Origin of the sequence: Mesomycoplasma moatsii, assembly GCF_045276915.1 — a bacterium.
In the GTDB taxonomy this organism is placed as follows: Bacteria; Bacillota_I; Bacilli_A; order Mycoplasmatales; family Metamycoplasmataceae; genus UBA710.
Window position 1 is genome coordinate 357,962 of sequence record NZ_CP174166.1, and the last position, 18,157, is coordinate 376,118.

Annotated in this window: 17 protein-coding genes; 3 read left to right on the forward strand and 14 right to left on the reverse strand. The window is 24.6% G+C overall.

Annotated features, from left to right (window positions below; translation table 4 throughout):
* Positions 1 to 8 precede the first annotated feature (8 nt).
* The 6 genes from gap to ACJA28_RS01760 all read right to left on the reverse strand — a co-directional run bounded on the left by gap (position 9) and on the right by ACJA28_RS01760 (position 6,481).
* Positions 9 to 1,043 carry a type I glyceraldehyde-3-phosphate dehydrogenase gene (gap, locus tag ACJA28_RS01735; protein ID WP_022935475.1) on the reverse strand — a complete coding sequence of 345 codons (1,035 nt, stop codon included), beginning with the start codon at positions 1,041 to 1,043 and terminating at the stop codon, positions 9 to 11.
* 181 nt (positions 1,044 to 1,224) lie between these two features.
* Positions 1,225 to 1,995, reverse strand: a complete 771-nt coding sequence (locus tag ACJA28_RS01740) for a hypothetical protein (RefSeq protein ID WP_022935474.1) — start codon at positions 1,993 to 1,995, stop codon at positions 1,225 to 1,227.
* A gap of 2 nt (positions 1,996 to 1,997) precedes the next feature.
* Positions 1,998 to 4,136 (reverse strand): phenylalanine--tRNA ligase subunit beta, encoded by a 2,139-nt coding sequence (locus ACJA28_RS01745; protein ID WP_022935473.1) that lies wholly within the window; start codon positions 4,134 to 4,136, stop codon positions 1,998 to 2,000.
* 18 nt (positions 4,137 to 4,154) lie between these two features.
* Complete coding sequence (gene pheS / locus ACJA28_RS01750; protein WP_022935472.1) at positions 4,155 to 5,111, reverse strand: phenylalanine--tRNA ligase subunit alpha; 957 nt, start codon at positions 5,109 to 5,111, stop codon at positions 4,155 to 4,157.
* Positions 5,112 to 5,127: 16 nt separating this feature from the next.
* Positions 5,128 to 5,808, reverse strand: a complete 681-nt coding sequence (locus ACJA28_RS01755) for a YgjP-like metallopeptidase domain-containing protein (protein WP_022935471.1) — start codon at positions 5,806 to 5,808, stop codon at positions 5,128 to 5,130.
* Entirely contained in the window at positions 5,786 to 6,481 is a 696-nt protein-coding gene (locus tag ACJA28_RS01760; protein WP_022935470.1) for a nuclease-related domain-containing protein, read from the reverse strand. The genes ACJA28_RS01755 and ACJA28_RS01760 overlap by 23 nt, the downstream gene beginning before the upstream one ends.
* A gap of 119 nt (positions 6,482 to 6,600) precedes the next feature.
* Here ACJA28_RS01760 and rpsT point away from each other — a divergent pair, with 119 nt between their 5' ends.
* The 3 genes from rpsT to ACJA28_RS01775 all read left to right on the forward strand — a co-directional run bounded on the left by rpsT (position 6,601) and on the right by ACJA28_RS01775 (position 10,489).
* Positions 6,601 to 6,867, forward strand: coding sequence for a 30S ribosomal protein S20 (rpsT, locus tag ACJA28_RS01765; RefSeq protein WP_022935469.1), 267 nt, complete (start codon positions 6,601 to 6,603; stop codon positions 6,865 to 6,867).
* 339 nt (positions 6,868 to 7,206) lie between these two features.
* Positions 7,207 to 9,585, forward strand: a complete 2,379-nt coding sequence (locus tag ACJA28_RS01770; RefSeq protein ID WP_022935468.1) for a hypothetical protein — start codon at positions 7,207 to 7,209, stop codon at positions 9,583 to 9,585.
* Positions 9,586 to 9,595: 10 nt separating this feature from the next.
* On the forward strand, positions 9,596 to 10,489 hold the full coding sequence (locus ACJA28_RS01775; RefSeq protein ID WP_406602226.1) for a hypothetical protein: 894 nt from the start codon (positions 9,596 to 9,598) through the stop codon (positions 10,487 to 10,489).
* Positions 10,490 to 10,556: 67 nt separating this feature from the next.
* On the opposite strand, the gene ACJA28_RS01780 is transcribed toward ACJA28_RS01775, so the two are convergent.
* The 8 genes from ACJA28_RS01780 to ACJA28_RS01815 all read right to left on the reverse strand — a co-directional run bounded on the left by ACJA28_RS01780 (position 10,557) and on the right by ACJA28_RS01815 (position 17,688).
* Positions 10,557 to 11,129, reverse strand: coding sequence for a hypothetical protein (locus tag ACJA28_RS01780; RefSeq protein ID WP_406602227.1), 573 nt, complete (start codon positions 11,127 to 11,129; stop codon positions 10,557 to 10,559).
* A gap of 18 nt (positions 11,130 to 11,147) precedes the next feature.
* The gene (locus ACJA28_RS01785; RefSeq protein WP_406602173.1) at positions 11,148 to 12,380 is read right to left on the reverse strand and encodes a hypothetical protein; all 1,233 of its coding nucleotides are present in this window, start codon (positions 12,378 to 12,380) and stop codon (positions 11,148 to 11,150) included.
* Positions 12,381 to 12,551: 171 nt separating this feature from the next.
* Positions 12,552 to 13,367 carry a hypothetical protein gene (locus ACJA28_RS01790; protein ID WP_406602174.1) on the reverse strand — a complete coding sequence of 272 codons (816 nt, stop codon included), beginning with the start codon at positions 13,365 to 13,367 and terminating at the stop codon, positions 12,552 to 12,554.
* A gap of 536 nt (positions 13,368 to 13,903) precedes the next feature.
* Positions 13,904 to 14,668, reverse strand: a complete 765-nt coding sequence (locus ACJA28_RS01795) for a hypothetical protein (RefSeq protein ID WP_406602175.1) — start codon at positions 14,666 to 14,668, stop codon at positions 13,904 to 13,906.
* 57 nt (positions 14,669 to 14,725) lie between these two features.
* A complete protein-coding gene (locus ACJA28_RS01800) occupies positions 14,726 to 16,063 on the reverse strand; it encodes a hypothetical protein (protein WP_406602176.1) in 1,338 nt (445 codons plus the stop codon).
* Positions 16,064 to 16,101: 38 nt separating this feature from the next.
* Positions 16,102 to 16,383, reverse strand: a complete 282-nt coding sequence (locus tag ACJA28_RS01805) for a hypothetical protein (protein WP_406602177.1) — start codon at positions 16,381 to 16,383, stop codon at positions 16,102 to 16,104.
* Positions 16,384 to 16,422: 39 nt separating this feature from the next.
* On the reverse strand, positions 16,423 to 16,611 hold the full coding sequence (locus tag ACJA28_RS01810) for a hypothetical protein (protein ID WP_406602178.1): 189 nt from the start codon (positions 16,609 to 16,611) through the stop codon (positions 16,423 to 16,425).
* A gap of 153 nt (positions 16,612 to 16,764) precedes the next feature.
* Positions 16,765 to 17,688: a hypothetical protein gene (locus tag ACJA28_RS01815; RefSeq protein WP_022935668.1), complete on the reverse strand. Its 924-nt coding sequence runs from the start codon at positions 17,686 to 17,688 to the stop codon at positions 16,765 to 16,767.
* Positions 17,689 to 18,157 lie beyond the last annotated feature (469 nt).

Here is an 18,157-nt window from a genome sequence, read left to right on the forward strand (position 1 = left end):
AAATTTAATTACATTTTTGCAAATTTTCTCAATGTTCTAACAAATTGAGAAACATATGATGTTTCGTTATCATATCATGAAACAACTTTAAACATTTTTTTGCCGTCTTTAGCAACAATTTCTTTTGTTAAAGCTGGATCAAACAATGAACCTGCTGTTGACCCAATAATATCTCTTGATACAATAGGATCTGTTAAATATTCTAAAGTTTCTTTCATTTCTTTTTTAGCAGCAACTTTAACAGCATCATTAATCATATCGATTGTTATTTTTTCATTTGATTTTTTATCTTCTAATTCAAATGTCAAATCAACAACTGAACCAGTAATAACTGGAACTCTCATTGCAAATCCATCTAATTTTCCTGCTAGTTTAGGTAAAACTAATCCAATAGCTTTCGCTGCGCCTGTAGATGAAGGAACAATTGAAACTGCTGCTGCTCTGGCTCTTCTTAAATCTGAATGAGGAGCATCAACTAATCTTTGATCTCCAGTGTAAGCATGAACAGTTGTCATTAATCCTGATTTAATTCCAAAAGCATCATCAATTGCTTTAGCAATAGGAGCTAAACAGTTTGTTGTACATGAAGCACCTGAAATAATTACATCTGTTTTTTTTAGTTGATCGTCGTTAACATTAAATACTATTGTTTTTACATCATTTCCAGCAGGAGCTGAAATAGCAACTTTTTTAGCACCAGCATCAATGTGAGCTTGTGATTTTTCTTTTGATGTAAAGAAACCTGTTGACTCAACCACTACATCAATTTTTTCTTTTTTTCATGGTAGATTTTTAGGATCTCTTTCAGCATAAATTTTAATTTCTTTATCATTTACAATGATTGCATCTTTTTTGGCTTTAACTTTGCCGTTAAATTTTCCTTGAGCAGAATCGTATTTTAGCAAATGAGCCAAAATTTCTGGAGATGTTAAGTCGTTAATTGCAACAACATCTAATTCTTTTTCTAGGCCTAATTCAAAAATTTGTCTAAATACTAATCTTCCAATTCTCCCAAATCCATTAATAGCTATTCTTTTTGCCATTTTCTAAACTTCCTTCTTTGTTTTATAAAAATAATTTTAAAATTATGGTGAACAAAACATCCACCATAAAAATTATATATTATGAAATTATTTTTATTTTATTTATGGAGATAACTTTTCATTTTATGCACAATCCACTTATACGTTGTAAATAAGTGTATTTCAATTTTTTTAAATCTATCTATAACTCTCTATTAATTTTTTTAGGTTTAAATGGCTCAATTCTTATAAAAAAACAAAATTTCATGAATACAAATAATAGCATTCCTATTGGCGCTGAAATTAATAAAGTTGCAATTATTCCTAAAATAGTAAAACTCAAATTTTGTAAAGGCACAAACATTATTTCATAATCATAATTTAAAAATTTATATATTCATAATGGTTTACCAGGATACTGAGAATCTTGTGAAAATGTAAATGTATAATAAATAATAATTGTTAAAACAACATAAAAGAGAATATAAAGAGAATTAATTCACATTCATTTATATTCAAGTAATATTTCACTCCTAATACTTAAAACCATAAAAAAACTTGATAGTGGTATTAAACAATGAACAAATAAAGTTTTTGATGCTTCATAAGCATTAGTTTTAAATGAACTAAAATTGAAAACAGTCATCGAAAAAAAACAAAATAGCAGCAAAGAAGAAGAACAAAAAAATAAATTTTTAACAACTTTATTATTATGTAAAAAAACATAAGATATTCCAATAATTAAGAAATAAATATTAACTTGAAAAGTATAAAAAACTAGTTGATATCAATCACCTAAAGATTTTCTTAAATTATCTTGTTCAATAAAACCCGAAACTCCGCTTGATCCTTTTTTACCAAAACCATCCATAAAAATATAAAAGACAACAACACAAAAATATATCAATGATATTACAGAAATAGTTATTTCTTTAAAACTTGTCTTTTTTGTAAATATATTTATATTTTTCATACTTATATTTTGAATAATTTATCTTTATCATTTCAATCTATGCTATCAAATTTTTCTAATGCTTCATCTGTCATTAAAATTTTATATGTTAATCTATCAATATCGTCTTTTTTAAATGTAGAAATTAATGTAATTGAATAAATACCATCGATTGAATTCAAAAAATTTAAGTACATTGCATTTTCATATTTTTTACTAATCTCAAAAGTGATATCTCTCTCTTTTAGAGGGTTTGAATTAAACTCAAAAAATTTATTATTTTGTTTATAAATACAATCTTCAAAAATCTCAGCAAAAATCACATCGCTATTTATCTTAAATGGATTAAATTTACCAATCCAACCAACCATTACACCACCTATAAATAAACCAGCATTATAATTAGGATGTAAATATTCATTGTCTAATTCAACAATTTCAAATTTTTGATTAGTTATTCTTTCAATATCAGTTTTAATTTCAAGATATGTCTTTGTGTTAGAAGCGATCATAATTGCTTTTTTATCATTAATCATTCCAATATCAAATAAAGAAATATTTTCAATTTTTCTTTTGAAATTATATTCAAAAACATTTAATAACGGGAAAGCAATTGAATTACGAATAGAATTAAATTCTTCAGAAACAAAAGTTTTTAAATTTTTATTTTCTTTAAAATTAAAAGGATTAAATGTATTTTTTTCTTTATTAATTAGAGTATAAGTTCATGCTTGTTTGTAACCTAAAGCAGAAATTTTTTTTTCGATTTGATCAATGGGATCAACAATTAAAGTTTTTGATTCAATTTGTTCCGGTTTAAAATTATTAAAGCCATAAAATCTAAATATTTCTTCAACAATATTTTGCATATTCTTAATATCATGTCTTGTATTTGGAAAACTTATATAATCATTAAATTTAAAACCAAGAATTTCCAAAGATTTTATTGAATTTTTATATTTTACATCTTTAACAATTTCGAAACCAGCATAATTATTTAAATATTCTTTATCAAACTTAATCTTTTTATTATCTGCTTTGATGTCATTAATTAATTGTGAAAAATCTTCAAAGTATTTTGCAATGAAATTTCTTGCATTATTGATTAATCCTAATGATATAACGCGCGAATTATTAATTGAACTATAAGTTATTTTTTTGCTAATTTTTGAATTATTTCTAACTATTTTTTCGTCGATTTGTGAAAATTCAAAAAATATCTTTCTTGAATTTATATTTGCCTGATATTCTTCAAAAACATCAATACCTAGTAAAGAAATATTATTTTTACCATCATTTAAATATGTTATTTTTTTTTCTTCATTAATTCTAATATTTTCTAAAATTTTATTGCCATCAAAAGCTCTTAAAGATACTCCTGTAATAATCATTGTAAGGTTTGCAAAATTTAAAATATCATTTTCTTCAAGTTTTATATTTGATTTTAATAACAAAATCAAATCATTAATCGACAATTTAAAATTCTCATTATTTTTAACTTCTATTCCATTTAATAAATTGGTTTCACTAGTTTCAATTTTTATCTTTGAAAAAAATGTTTCTTTTATATTTTTATTTGCGTCATAATTAATTTTTGAATGGAAATATGCTGCCAATTCTTTTGCAAAAATTTCATAAGATTGAGCATCAGAACGATTAGATAGAATAGACACTTCAATGATATTATCATTTAAAGAAAAAAAATCGATTGGATTAAGTGATAAATCTACTTTATCTACAATTAATATTTCTTCATTCATTTTTTTGGTTAATAATGATGAAGAGAATCCTAATTCGCCAAAAGATGCAAGCATTCCTTGAGAAACTATATTTGCCATTTGCTTTTCTTTTATTTCAATACCATTACATTTTGAACCTGGAATAAAAGCAATTATATAATCTCCTTTTTTTACGTTAGTTGCTGCTGTTTGAATGGTTCTTTTTGTATCATTAAATTCGATTTCACAAACAGTTAATTTTTCAGAGTTAGGATTTTTTGACACATTTAAAACATGACCAAATTTTAAATTTTCATTTTTATTGAAAGGTTGAATTGATTCAACTTCAAAACCAATTGAATTAATAGCTTCTAAAATATATTCAGTTTTAACTTGACTATTCAAATTTGCCAATTCTCTCAATTTTTTTTCTGAAAAAAACATTAATTTTCTCCTTTCTTTTTATCTAAACTGCTTAATCATTCTTAAATCATTTTTAAAAAATTCACGAATATCTTTAATTCCATATTTAATCATTGCAATTCTTTCAATGCCAACACCACCAGCAATACCTCTAAATTTAGTTGGTTCTTTATATCCAGCCAATTTTAATACATCTTCATCAATCATTCCTGCTCCCAAAATTTCAACTCATGCACCTTTATAAAACATGTCTACCTCAATTGAAGGCTTAGTAAAAGGGAAGAACGAAGGTCTTGTTCTTATTTTTATGTTTTCTTCAAAAACATAAGAAAGCAATGATTGAATTGTTCAAAGTAATGATTGAATATTGTGTTTGCCTACAGATAAAAAATCAACTTGACTAAATTGATGTGAATGAGTTTGATCATCTGCATCATTACGATAAACTTTGCCAATAGTAAAATATGAAAATTCGCTGTTTTGATATTTTTCTAACATTCTTGCAGTTATTCCAGTATTATGCGTTCTTAACAAAATATTGTCACTTAAGTATAAAGTATCTTGCATGTCGCGAGCAGGATGATTTTTCGGAATATTTAATTGTTCAAAATTATAATAATCACTTTCTATTTCTAATGCTTTTTCTTCAAAATAACCATTTTGCAAAAATCATTCTCTAATTTTTTGACTAATCAAAAATAACGGATGATAATTAATAAAATCTTCGCTATAAGAATAAATGTTATTTTGATCTTTTAAAATTTTTTCTTCAATTTCTTTATTTTTAATTTCGTTAATTTTTAATTCTAACAATTGATCAATCTCAAATTTTAAACTAGAAAGTTTTTTGCCTAATTCTACTTTTTCATCAATAAGTGCATTTTTAATTTTGTTTTGTAATTCAAAAATTGGTCCTTCTTTCGAAAAAATTTTGCTTTTCACAAGCTTATAATCTTCAAATGTTTTAATTGATTCTATCAACTTTTTATAATTCATAGTTCACTAATTATATTTAACTATAAATATATTTTTTTAATTTAGAACGTTTAATTTTATAGTTCTCTTCATAAAACTTAACTAAATTTCAAAAATCTTGTGAATGATTTGCAAATTTATTATGAGCAAGTTCATGAACTATAACATAATCAATTATTTCTTTACTAAATGAAGATAAATTAATTGAATAATATATTGTTTTTTTATTTACATGATTTGTTGCTCAAGCAGTAACTTTATTTCTAACAATAATAACATGATTTTCAATATTCATAATTTTTGTTAATTGTAATTGTCTAACTAACAAATACACCTTTAATTCTTTTTTTCGATATTGATTTATTGCCTCAGTTTTTGTCTTATTTAATAATGATATTTTTTTATTATTTATAATCATTTTCTTACTTTCATTATCAACATCATAAAAAATTTTTTCGCCAAACAAATAAAATCAATTTTCTTTTTCATTAATTGATTTTTTATTTTCTTTTTCTTGAGAGTATTTGTTAAATTTATCTAAATTAAGCTCAAGAAATTTAACTAGTATTTCATCACTAATCTTTAATGGAATCGAAACAACAATTTTATTTCTAGAATTTAATCTAATTATTAAATTTTTAATTTTTTTTCTTTTTAATTCAAACTCAACAGAGTTAAAAATGTTCTTTCCTTCATTAAATTGTGAATGTTTTTTCATTGTATTCCTTAGCAAAAGAAATTAACAATTCTTTATCTTTTTTATCGTTGCTTTGATGATCAATTAATTTTTGGTACATATTTTCAATTTCATTTTTTGATATTTTTGGAATCAACATTGAAATAATTCCTTCAAGCGTAGAATCTAATTCATTAGATCTAATAACAACAACATGACTTGGAATATTACTAATTTCAAGTTCTTTGCACGATGTCGAATCAAAAATAATTAAAGAAACTATTGGCATCTTAATGTTTGTCATTTTAATTATATGATCGATATGTTTGTCATTTTGTAATATAGGAGATTTAATCATATGTTTGTTTTCTCCAATAACTTTAACTCATTCTTTTTCATTTCCAGAACCATAAATCTTAGTTCCATTAATATTTTTTACTTCAATACAAATTAGAGCTCTTGTTGTAAGCAAAATCCCATCAACTTCAAAAATTTTATTTCCATCATATTTAAACATACTTGAAGGTATATAAAGCGCATCATTTACATTAGCCCACAAAGATAATTTTTCATTTATTGCTTGTTCTGTCATTTTTCCTTTTTTTGCTAATTCATTATCTTTATTATTTTTTCTGATCCAAAGTATTAATCATAGAACAAAAACACTTACTATTAATATTGAAGAAATTACAACACCGACAATATAACCAGTCATAGAAAAAATTTTAACAATATTAAAATAAAAACAATTATTTTTATTATAATTTTTGATACATTTCAGCACATATCAAGTTAATTAAGACAAAAAAATAAGAAAGGTATATAAAGAAACTGATGGCTAATATTAAATCAAAAATTAAAAGAATAAAAACTAACGAAAAATCAAGAGAATATAATGTTGCAATGAAATCTCGTGTGAAAAAAGCTATCAAAAAAGCAAAAATTGCCGCAACTTCTAAGGATCCTAAAACAAAAGAATTGGTTTCTTATGCTCACAAGATAATAAATACTTCAGTTTCAAAAGGTGTTTATCACAAAAATAATGGAGCAAGAAAATCAGCAAGATTAGATGCTTTTGTTAAAAAAGCTCTTGCTGCTTAAAAATAAGATTTATAATATCATTATGCTTTTGCAAAAGCATATTTTTTGTTGATTTTTACCAGTCAATGTATAATTTAAATATATTGTTTTTTTTTTTTTTTTTTTGAAAATAAAACATGTTATTTTGTTGATAAAGTAGGTGTCTATGAAACTTGAAAAAATGAAATTATTAGGGGGGGGGGTCTAATATTTTTAACTACATTTTCTGTTGTTTCATGTAGTAATAACAGCACTAATAAAAATACAATTTCTGAAGAAAATGATAATCTCCTTAACCTAGGTTTACACTTAAACAAAAATGGTAAACAAAAAACGTTAAACCAATTTTATGATGAATATATGGTTAGTGGAACTTCAGTTTTAGAAAAATATACAAATTGAAATAACATTATTTCAATTGCTAGCATGAACAAAGTAAATATTGTTTTTGATTCATTGACAATAAAGGAAAATGTTATAGATGTTAGATGCAAAATTAACAATGAGTCTGATAGTTTTGTGCTTATTGGTTTTAAAACAAACCAAGAAATGTTAGATGATTGTGTTAACAAATTCAATTTAGTTGCATCTGAAAAATCTGTTATCTTTACATCAGAAGAAATATATAACGCTTATATAAAAGATACATCAGAAAATAAAAATTTATTATTTGTAAATAATTTTGAATTAACAAATAAAGAGTCAGCGTTATATGTTGGACTAAATAATAATTTAATATACAAAGAAAACAAATACGATCAAGAAATCAACGTTCAGATAGAGTCTGTAAAATGAAATAATGATGAAATAGATAATGACATTAAGGGAACGAAAATAACTGTTAATTTTGTGTTTGAATATACTGATAGTTTAAATAACAAAAAATACACAGTAAATAAAAATATGCAAATATCTGGTTTTCTTAGTTATCAGCAAAAATTTGATAACTTAATAGAAGATTTTGAGAAAACAGTTATTGTTGCCAAAAATAATCAAGAATATAATGATGAAAAATTAACACCAAGTATTGTTATTGAACAATTTAATTCGTCGAGTACATATGAAGAAAAATTTGAAATTTTAAACAAAAATACAACAATTAATTCTATAAATGTCTTTAATAATAAATCTGGACAAGAATCTTTAGCAATAATTGATAGTGTTTCGTTAGATGAAAATGATGATACAGCATTGTATATAGATTGTTCATTTGTTTGAAATAAAATTATAAAAAAAGGTATTAAATTAAAAATTACTCAATTCAAGTCAACAAGTGATTATGTAAATAATATAAATGATGTTTTATCACAAACATCATTTAAATTGACAAACCAAGGTATAAACGTTTCTTCTACTTATGTTGTTAATGAATTTAAAATTGATCCAGATACTATTTGAAAATATATAAATAGAAATGATTTACCTCACTTAGTTGGTGTAAACGTTGTTATAGATTCCGTTATCTCTAACGATGGACAAGATGTACCAACAAAACAAAAAGGAACTACTTTAATTATAAAAGGTAAATATATTTATAATGACAAAGAGTATTCAATATATTTTCAACCAGTTAAAGGATTTAAATCGCTATATTCAATAGTTGAAAATGATTTTATCAAAAAAGCTAATAGTATTAATCTTCAGTTAACAACAGAAGCCAAAAAAGAATTGCCATCAAAAGTTAATAGTGATAATTGAAAAAAATATGTTACAAATATACCAGAAGATAATATAGAAAACTATATTTCTAACTTGAGTTTTAACGGGTCTAATGATGATACTGGTGAATTAGCAGTTTCCTTTGAATACAATCATATTTTTCATGATGTTATCATTACACACAAAATTAGTCAAGACTTAAATGGAATGCAAACAAATACTGAGTTAGCGACACAAAATTATGATCAATTAAGTAAAAAGATGGAAAAAAGTAATTTCATGGATACAATCATAAAAGTAGGTGAAAAAAAATCAGATTGATTTAGTTCATATTTTGGATCTACCAATAAATCATTAGATGGATTAAAAGAATTATTTAATATCCCGACTATTCATGGAAATACAATTTCTGTAAATGATATTAAGTATTCTAAAACTGATAAATCATTAAATGATACACAATTAAAAGTTAATTTAAAGCTTAAAAATAATTACACATCACAATTTATAGATAAAGAATATATAATTAACGGATTTATGGATCCATTTGCTTTTGGTAATTTATATGAAGGGAATGTAAGAAATTATATAAATAAAAAAAATGCAAATGTTAAATTTAATAATCCTGATATTAAAAATTGAAATGATGTTCCATCTGTTTGAAAAACAAATGCTGCACCTAATTGACAAAATGGTTGATTATGAGAAGGTTCTGGCTATGGATGAGGTTGAAGTGAACCTTATATTTGATATAGAAATGGTGATCAAAACAAATGAATTAATAGTAGTGCTGGTGGATTTAATGCTAAATTGACAGTGACAAATATAATTAATGATTCATTAAAAAACTCTAATTTTAAAGTTTCAATATCAAATTGATTTTTAAATAATAAAACTTATGGACAAAAAAGAACAGGTTATTGTGATGATGGCGGAATAGTTAGAGGAGATGCGGGGTGTTCTTTAACTTTTAAAACAATTGCTTATGACAACAAAAAACATTTAGCTGATTATAATAATGCAACAGTAGATAACGTTTATGTATTTATATATTTTAAAGATAATTTTTGGAAAAAATAGCGGTATTAAAATGAGTATAATAAAAACTAAAAAAATAAAAAAACAATTTATCATTACTTCATTAATGTTGACAACAATAATTGTTCCTACAACAACAATAGCAAATATTAACAAAATATCATTAAATAAATCTACTATTTCTAAATCGATAATTGCTAAAACTAATTCACTACCAAGCATTGATATTAATGATATTGTAAATGGACTAACAAATATCCAAGTAAAAAACAATATCGAAAAATACAAAGAAAAAATATTAACAAAAATAAAAAAAATAATTCACAATGATGAAATAAATACAATAGAAATAAACACAAAAAATATATTGTTAATAGACAATAATATGTATCTACATTATACATATGAAATGTTCAATAAAGAAAAGTATGGAAGCGACATTGAATTAAGAGGTTTCAATCCAAATGATGAAAACAACGGCAATATAAATTTAATAAAAAACGACGAAATTTTAATAAGCTATAATGAATTACCAAAAAATTCGTTAACTGAAAATTTTGATAGTCTAAGTAGTGAAAACAAAAAAAGTGAAATCATAAAAATTATTTGTAATAATCTTTCATTATTTATATCAACAAGTAGCAACATTAATGAAACTTATAACTTCATAGCAAAAAAAATATTAATAGATGGGTTAGGAACTCCAATAACAATTAAGAATAATGAACTAAAATTCAATATAGTAATAAATAATGCAAAAACAGAAAAATCAACTTTAGTTAAAATAACAAACATTATTTTTAATAATACAAATAGGATCAATAAAAATAAAATTGGTATCATTGTTGGAGGAATAATGATGGTAATTGGAGGGATTAGTTTATTATGTATTACTTCTTTTTTAATTTATAAAAAAACACAAAAAGAAATAACTAAGATAAAATAAAAATAAACTTATTTATTAAATAATAATTAAATCAACATCAACAATTAATATAAATACAATGTTTATACTAAAAACAATTGTATTTAAAGTTGTCTAAAAATCATAAGACAAATATCTTAATCACCGCATTATCACTAATGTTTTCTTCATGCAAGTTATATACTGTATCTTGAACTACATAAACTGGATCATTTATATCAATAGGGTCAACATTTACCTTAATTTGAATTAAATTAGTAGTTGCATCTTTAGTTGAAGATTTTAAAGCTTCAATAAATGCTGCTCTTTTATTTCATGTACCAGTAGCACCTAAACGGTATTCTAATCAAACTGTAGGAGCTTGAGTTCCTGGCAGTGGTGGATTAGCTTTAACAATTTTATCTATTAATTCATTTTCAGGAACTTCATTAATACTTAAATATTTAGTATTACCTGATAAAGGATTTGCAGCAATAAATTCATCAATTCATGATTTTTCTACTTGTAAATATTTAGGTAAATTTAATGGTAATTTAACACCACTTGATCATTTTAATGATTCATTAGTTGAAGTTGTATCAGTTACACCAGTACTAAAATTCTTGATTTCGAAGTTATTACCTCAATCAGTATAATCATCTGTTTTTGAAGAAAATCTCATATAAACTGCAGGATCAAACTAATCAACTGAAGTTATTAATTCTCTTGAATCAACTCAATTGTTTTTACCATCATTTGAATATTGGATTAATAATCCTAATTGTTTTTCTGTTTCTTGCACAAATTGATCAAATGTTACATTATTAAATGTAGCAGGAGTAAATCCTCTTAAATTATCAAATGTTGATCCTTCATTAGCTTTTGATTTTGTTGTTGACCAAAATTCTGCATACTTAGTCATATCAAAAGTTGTTGATAATTTATGATTAACAATAACTTGTGAATTTCCTTCGTATTCAATAGCATATTCATCTAAATTTGCGCTATCTTTAAATACCACTTTAGCTTGAATTTTTGTTCCATATTTAAATGTTGGTGAATAAAATCTTAATTTACCAATTTTACTAATATTGTTTGTTGCTTCAGCTCAACCCTCATTAATTTTTTCTCACATCGAATTTAAATCAAGAGTAAAATCAGAACCGTTTACTGAATAAACAATTTGTAGTTGTTGCTTATATTCATCTTTATTTGCATTATTATTTAATTCTCAATATTGTTCTTCAAATTGAGATCATGATGTTTTAATAGCATCAATTGTTAAAGAGTTACCTACTCCAGTTGAACTAATAGTAATATTTTTATTTGATTCATCAATGTTTAGATATTGATACATTGATTCAAAAAATGAAGAATTAATTTTTAATGTTTTTTTAACAGCTAATGATAAGTATGTAGTTACACTCTTAGTTGAATGTAAACTATCATCAAAAATATAAATTCTTGGTATTGTATCTTCACTTGCATATGAAATTGTTACATTAATAATTGGATTTTCAGAATTGTATGAAAAATTTGTAGGTAAAGTATCAGAATTTTGTACTTCTCCATTTGAATTTTGTCAACTAAAATTAAATTTATAACCTATTGCTTTTAAAAATGTTTCAATTTGACTAAATTCCATATTAGAACCATAAGTAGAGTTGCCTAATACTGGAGGTTTTATTGATTGAATTGTTGAATCTTGTTGATTTGCTCCTTGAGCAACTGTTCCATGATGAGTTTTTAGATTTTCAATCCACTCATTCATGTTTAATTGCAAGATAACATTTTGTGTATCTAAAAGACCTTTTAATTCAAATCCTTTTTGATTATCTGTTGAATGATCTTCTAAAGCGTATAAACTATCTGGTTCTAAATCTGTTATTTTTACTCATAATTTAAATCCATTAGTAAAACTATCAGAATACATAAATCCTAATTTACCAGTTTGTCTTGATAATTCTTGATTAATTGCATCAGCTGCATTATTGCTTGTAAATGTAAAAGCTTCATTAGTTGTATTATTAATTGAATAATTAAATTGTAATCTTCTCTTTCATTCTTCTTTAGAGTGAGCTAGTCCTTGATTTGCTGCTTAATCTTAAGCTACTATATAATCAAGAATTTTATCCTCAGTTTGATTTAATCATCTAACAAATTCATCTAATCTTTGAGTTGGATCTAAATAAAGAGGCGAAGTTAATAGTTGAGCAGAAAAATCAAAGAATTTTGAAGAATCAACTTTTATTGAGCTTGCAATTCTAAATCCTGAAGTTTTAATAGTTCAAGTTTTATTTTCGCCAACATTTGCTACTTTCCCATCACTTTGTGCCTGATAATTAGTTCTTTTAAGGTATATTTTAAATGATGCTGTTCCTCTACCATTATCTGATTCAACAAGTTGCACAAGAGAAAGCTCTCCATAACCACCTTCAAGTGTTGGAATAGAACTTGGATCAACTCAATAAGGTAATTTTAAATATCCATATTCAATAGATTTTTCAATAATTGCTTTTCTTACTAATGTTCGATAACTAGAATCCACTAATGATTGACTAGCAATAGTAGATGAAATTTGGTAATTATTTCAAGTAACTCCTGCTAAATCATAAACATTTTCTTCGTCAAATGAAGTTGTAACATTATCTGTTCTAAAACCACCAATTCATCAAGTTCCAAATGGAGCATCAGTTTCTTTTTGAGTTCCTTGTATGCCATTAACTTCTACTCCTTGAGCTCAATGTAACATTTGATCATTTTCATTTCAAACATTAAGTCTAATATCTAATCTCATTTTCCCTGTAGCTGGAAAATATTTATAATTCATTATAACAATATTATCTTTAGTTAATTCGTTATTATTAAATGCGCCATCTGATTGTCAACCATAATTTGTTTTATAAGCAACATTTTTCACTCATTGAGTCGATGTTTCGTATTGATTTTCTTTAGTTGCGGCATCATAAGCTGGTTTAATATAATTTTCAAATAAAAATTCTTTAATTTCATCTACTGTAATTTTTTCAACATTAGGTGCTACATAATCAGGTCATTGAATTTCTTTGTTATAAGTTGAACCATCAGCATAAGGAATATTTTTATTACTTCAATTTGGATTAATAAATGCAGTTGCTTCAGTATTATTAACAAATTGAGTTGCTCCAACTTTTCTTAATCCTGAAATTGTTCAGTTATTAAAAGAAACTAAATCTTCATTACTATTTGGTGCAGGAACTGCTCATCTTTTTGATACTTTAACACTTAAAGTAACGCTACCTTCAGCGTTATTAAATTGCCCTTTAGTTGCACTATCACTTTCAATATCAAATCTTGGGAAGAATGCATTAAAGTCTTGTTCTAAAGAACTTTCATTATATGTTGGAGTACTTACTAAATTAGTAAATACATCTCCTTCTACAAATTGATTGTCAGACTAAATTTTTAAAATCAACTTTAAGTGTTTGAACCATATTGATTAGTTACAATTTCAGATGGAACTAAATAAGGAGCAATTATTTTTCCGCCAAATGTTAAACTTGAATCAATTTTAAAGTTTTTAATTTCAGTAACTTTAACTGTTTTAAATCCTGTTAAAGTAAAAGTACCAATTTTGTGATTTGTTCATCAATTACCTTGACCTTCCATCGAATTTACATCACTATAATTTAATAATCCTGTATTAGTGTAAACGATAGTTGAATATAAATCAAATGATACTGAACCGGCATTATAATTATGAGTTATTGTATCTTCTTTAATTAAAAACTTAGCATCATCACGAACATTCTTCATGCTTAATGCATTCATAAAAGATGAACTATATCAATATGAAATATTGCCACCAAGTTTTAATTTATCATATAAATATGCTTTATCAACTAAGCTAACTGCATAGCTACTATCACCATAACCTGAAATTGTATTTGAAGTAGCTGATGCATGTGTATAATACCCATAAGTTGATTTGTTTTGCGTATTTAATCCACAATCTTTTTGGTTAATAATAATTCCATTATTTGAACCATTTTTCATAAACATGACGTTTAAGTTAAATATTGTACTATCGTTATTATTGTCATTATGATACTCTAAAACAGGAATTCCAAAAGCTCCTTGGTTAAGTCCTAAACGATAATTTTGTGAAATATCAACACTAGTACTAAAGTTACTATAATATTGTTGATTGGATTTATTAACTGCTTCATCATCAGTTTGCATATATATTCTTCAACGATTATTATTTAAAGTTTTTGTTGGATTAAAAGTATCATTACCTTAAGATGTAGGATTATTAATTACTGCGGTAAAACGGCCATCATAACCTTTAGATGCATCTTGAATTCTTTGATCATATCCTTCTAAAAGTAGAGGTGATGCAGTAATGCCTTTAATCCCCTTTGCAGCAATTACGCTATTATCAAAATATCCACCTCAAGTTTCGGTTCATAAATGGTTTCATCAAGGTCCTGATGAACCCGAAAATCTTTCTCCTCCACATCAAACAGAAGTACTTACTAATTGAGTTTCTTTGTGAAAATTATCTGCTGAATTTCATCCTCCAAATACATTAAGTGCGAAGGTAATTTTCATATCAGAAGTATCAGCATTATAAGTAAATGCAGCTCCTGAAATATTTGATCTTGCTGCTTCATGTAAAACAGCTCAAGAATTATCAATTAAATTACTTCCGGCGCTAGTAGATCCCACTCTTCCTTTTGAAGCAAAATATTCTTTATTATCTTCTTGAACTAAATATTCTATTTGAATTCAAGTTCCTGTGCTACCCTTTCTTAGAATTAGCATTGCTACATGAATTTTTCCGCCATAAATTCATGAACCCATTCCCATAATCATTTGATATTGATTAGTAATGTTATATTTAAATTTTCTTTGTTGTACCGAATTATCTTTTATAGAATATTCACGAATAAAATCAGATCCTCAACTACCAAGATTGTTATTATTTGTATGTACCTTTGGATAAATTAAATAACTAGTAACTTGAGCATTATCACCATCAGATGTTGATGTTTTATAAATTGGTGATAATCCTCAAGCATCTTCTCTAAAAGTGCTACCATCATAAGAATAATTAACTATTGTAGTAACTGAATCTTCTGTTTTTCGACCACCATCTTTTTTTGAAGAAATATTACTATATTTAGCAAGTAAAACTTGAGTGGAACTACCTGAAGTTCGATTACCGTTTGAGTATAAAACAACTAAAGTATCATTATAAGGAGTATATTCTGTTGCAAGGATATTTCTACTTGATTGAAAATCATCATATCACAACACTTTATTTGGATCGTTTTTATCAATACAAATTAGTTGATTATTTTTATTTATTGTGACATATCCATTAGGAACTGGTTTAGTTACGTTTGGAGTGCTATTGTAAATTTCAGTTTGATTTAAATTTTTTCCAATAATAAAAGAATCGTGACTAGTTAGTCCAAAACCATCGTTTTGAACAGCACGACTAGCATTATTTTGATTAATGGATGATCCTGATTGATCTAATTTTAGAGCACCAATTCCTGCAATTACACCAGCAGAACCAATTAAAAGCGAAGTTCCTAAACCCAATAACTTTTTAGTGCTTTTTTTCATAACAACCTCTTTTCTTAATTAAACTCTTAAGTAAATTTTTATAAAACAACTCCAAATAAAATTGCTAATGTTGCTACAGTTAAACCTAGAATAATTCCTGAAATTAATAATCATTTTAATACCGGTCTAGCTGATAGTTTTATTTGTCTATCTTTTGTTGCAACTGAAATACTTGAAGCTACTAAAACTCCAACCCCTACAAGAGCAACAATAATTCATCATAACTGTTTTAAAACTTTTTCTAATTCTGTTAGCGCCGAAGCATCAGGTGTTGATCTTAATGCTAAAATATTTTCATCTTTTACTAAAGCGCTAATCATTTTTTCTAAACTATCAACATTATCTCTACCTGAAAGCTCTTAAGTAAATTTAGCAAAATCATATTTACCATTAATAATGTTTGATCAAATACCTAGTTCTGAAGGTGAGTATTGAGAATTTGTGTTTAGAATTGTATTGATTTTTTCGTACAATTCTGAAGTTGTAGCTTTTCCATCTTGATGAGCAAAAAATGAAGAACCACCTAGAGAACTTAGTTTTCATTTCATACAAATAATAATATTTGATCCTGAAATTAAATCATCTAAATATGAAGAGCTAACTTTTGTTGAATCTGTTGATTCAGTTTTACGATCAAAATTAGGTGAAGTGATATTGTGGATTGTTTGGTTAAAATAAAAAAAGAGTATTTTGCTCTTTTTTTATTTTAATTTGTCTTCAAGTTTATTTAAAAAATTTATTTTTTGCAAAGTGAAATTTGCGTGTCTATGAATATCTTTTTTTAATTTTTCAATTAATAATTGAATAGCAAAACAATCAATATTTTTTGCTTTATATTGGTTTATCAAATTTTCTTGATTTGGAAATAAAGGATTGTTTTCATCTATTTTAATCATTAATTGATAAAAAAAGAATTGCAAAATATTTAAAACAAAATCATTTGTAAATTTTGATCAAATTTCATTTATTTTTTCTTTAAAAATAAATTTGTTTTTTAATGCTTCTTTAAAAGTATTGATAATCTGATCATATGTTTTTTTAAATAATAATAAATCTATTGATTCTAATTGATTTTTATTAGCATAAATATTTGCAAGTAAAACAACTTCATTATTTGTAACTTCTTTTATCATTTTTATTTTTTCATTAATATTTTCTGTTTTTAAATAAATATTTTGCGCTCTACTTCTAATGGTTGAAATCACACTATCAAAATGATTAGTATTCATAAAAATAACTAAATTATCAACTGGCTCTTCAACAAATTTTAATAAACGATTTAAAGAATGTTTATTTCCATAATCGATATTTTTAATATACAAAATTTTAATTGCATTTTTTTCTAAGCTTGTTTCAAATAATTTACTAATCGTACTGTCTACGTCTTCCTTAAGAATAACATTTTTTTCTAAATTTGGTTCAACAATTTGCAAATCAAAATAATTTAATTCTTTAATATTTTTTTCTATCACTTTTTTTTTGCATAAAGATTGCAAAATAATTTTTATTGCTTCAAAAGTATATTTTTCAATATCTACACCTTTATCACCATAAAACAAATACGCATGCGACAATTTATTATTTTTAATAGCATTTTTAATAATATCACTTGGTTGATAAGACATATTTTAATTATAAAGTTAAATAGATAAAAGACCAAAAAAATAAACACAAACTCACAAATTTATTAATATTAAGAATAACATAATATTAATATGTTTTAATAATAAGTAAATTATGTTTTTATTTTTTTTATTTTTATTTTCTTTTATCACCTTAATTTCAATAAGTTTAATATTTTTTCCTTTTAGCTATAAAAAGAAAATAATTATCATCAAAAAATATCTTGTATATATTTCTTTACTTTTATCTTTGACTTTTAGTTTTATATTTCTATTTTTCAATAACAAAAATAACTTGACAAATATCAAAATTTTTTCTTTAATTTTCATAAATATTGCAATTCTTATATTTGCTTTTTTGATATTTATTTTTTTACCATTTTTTATTTCTTTAAGCGTTAAAATATTTTTAAAAAATAAAAATTTATTTAAAGAACAAAGCAAAAAAATTATAATTTGTAGCTTTATTATA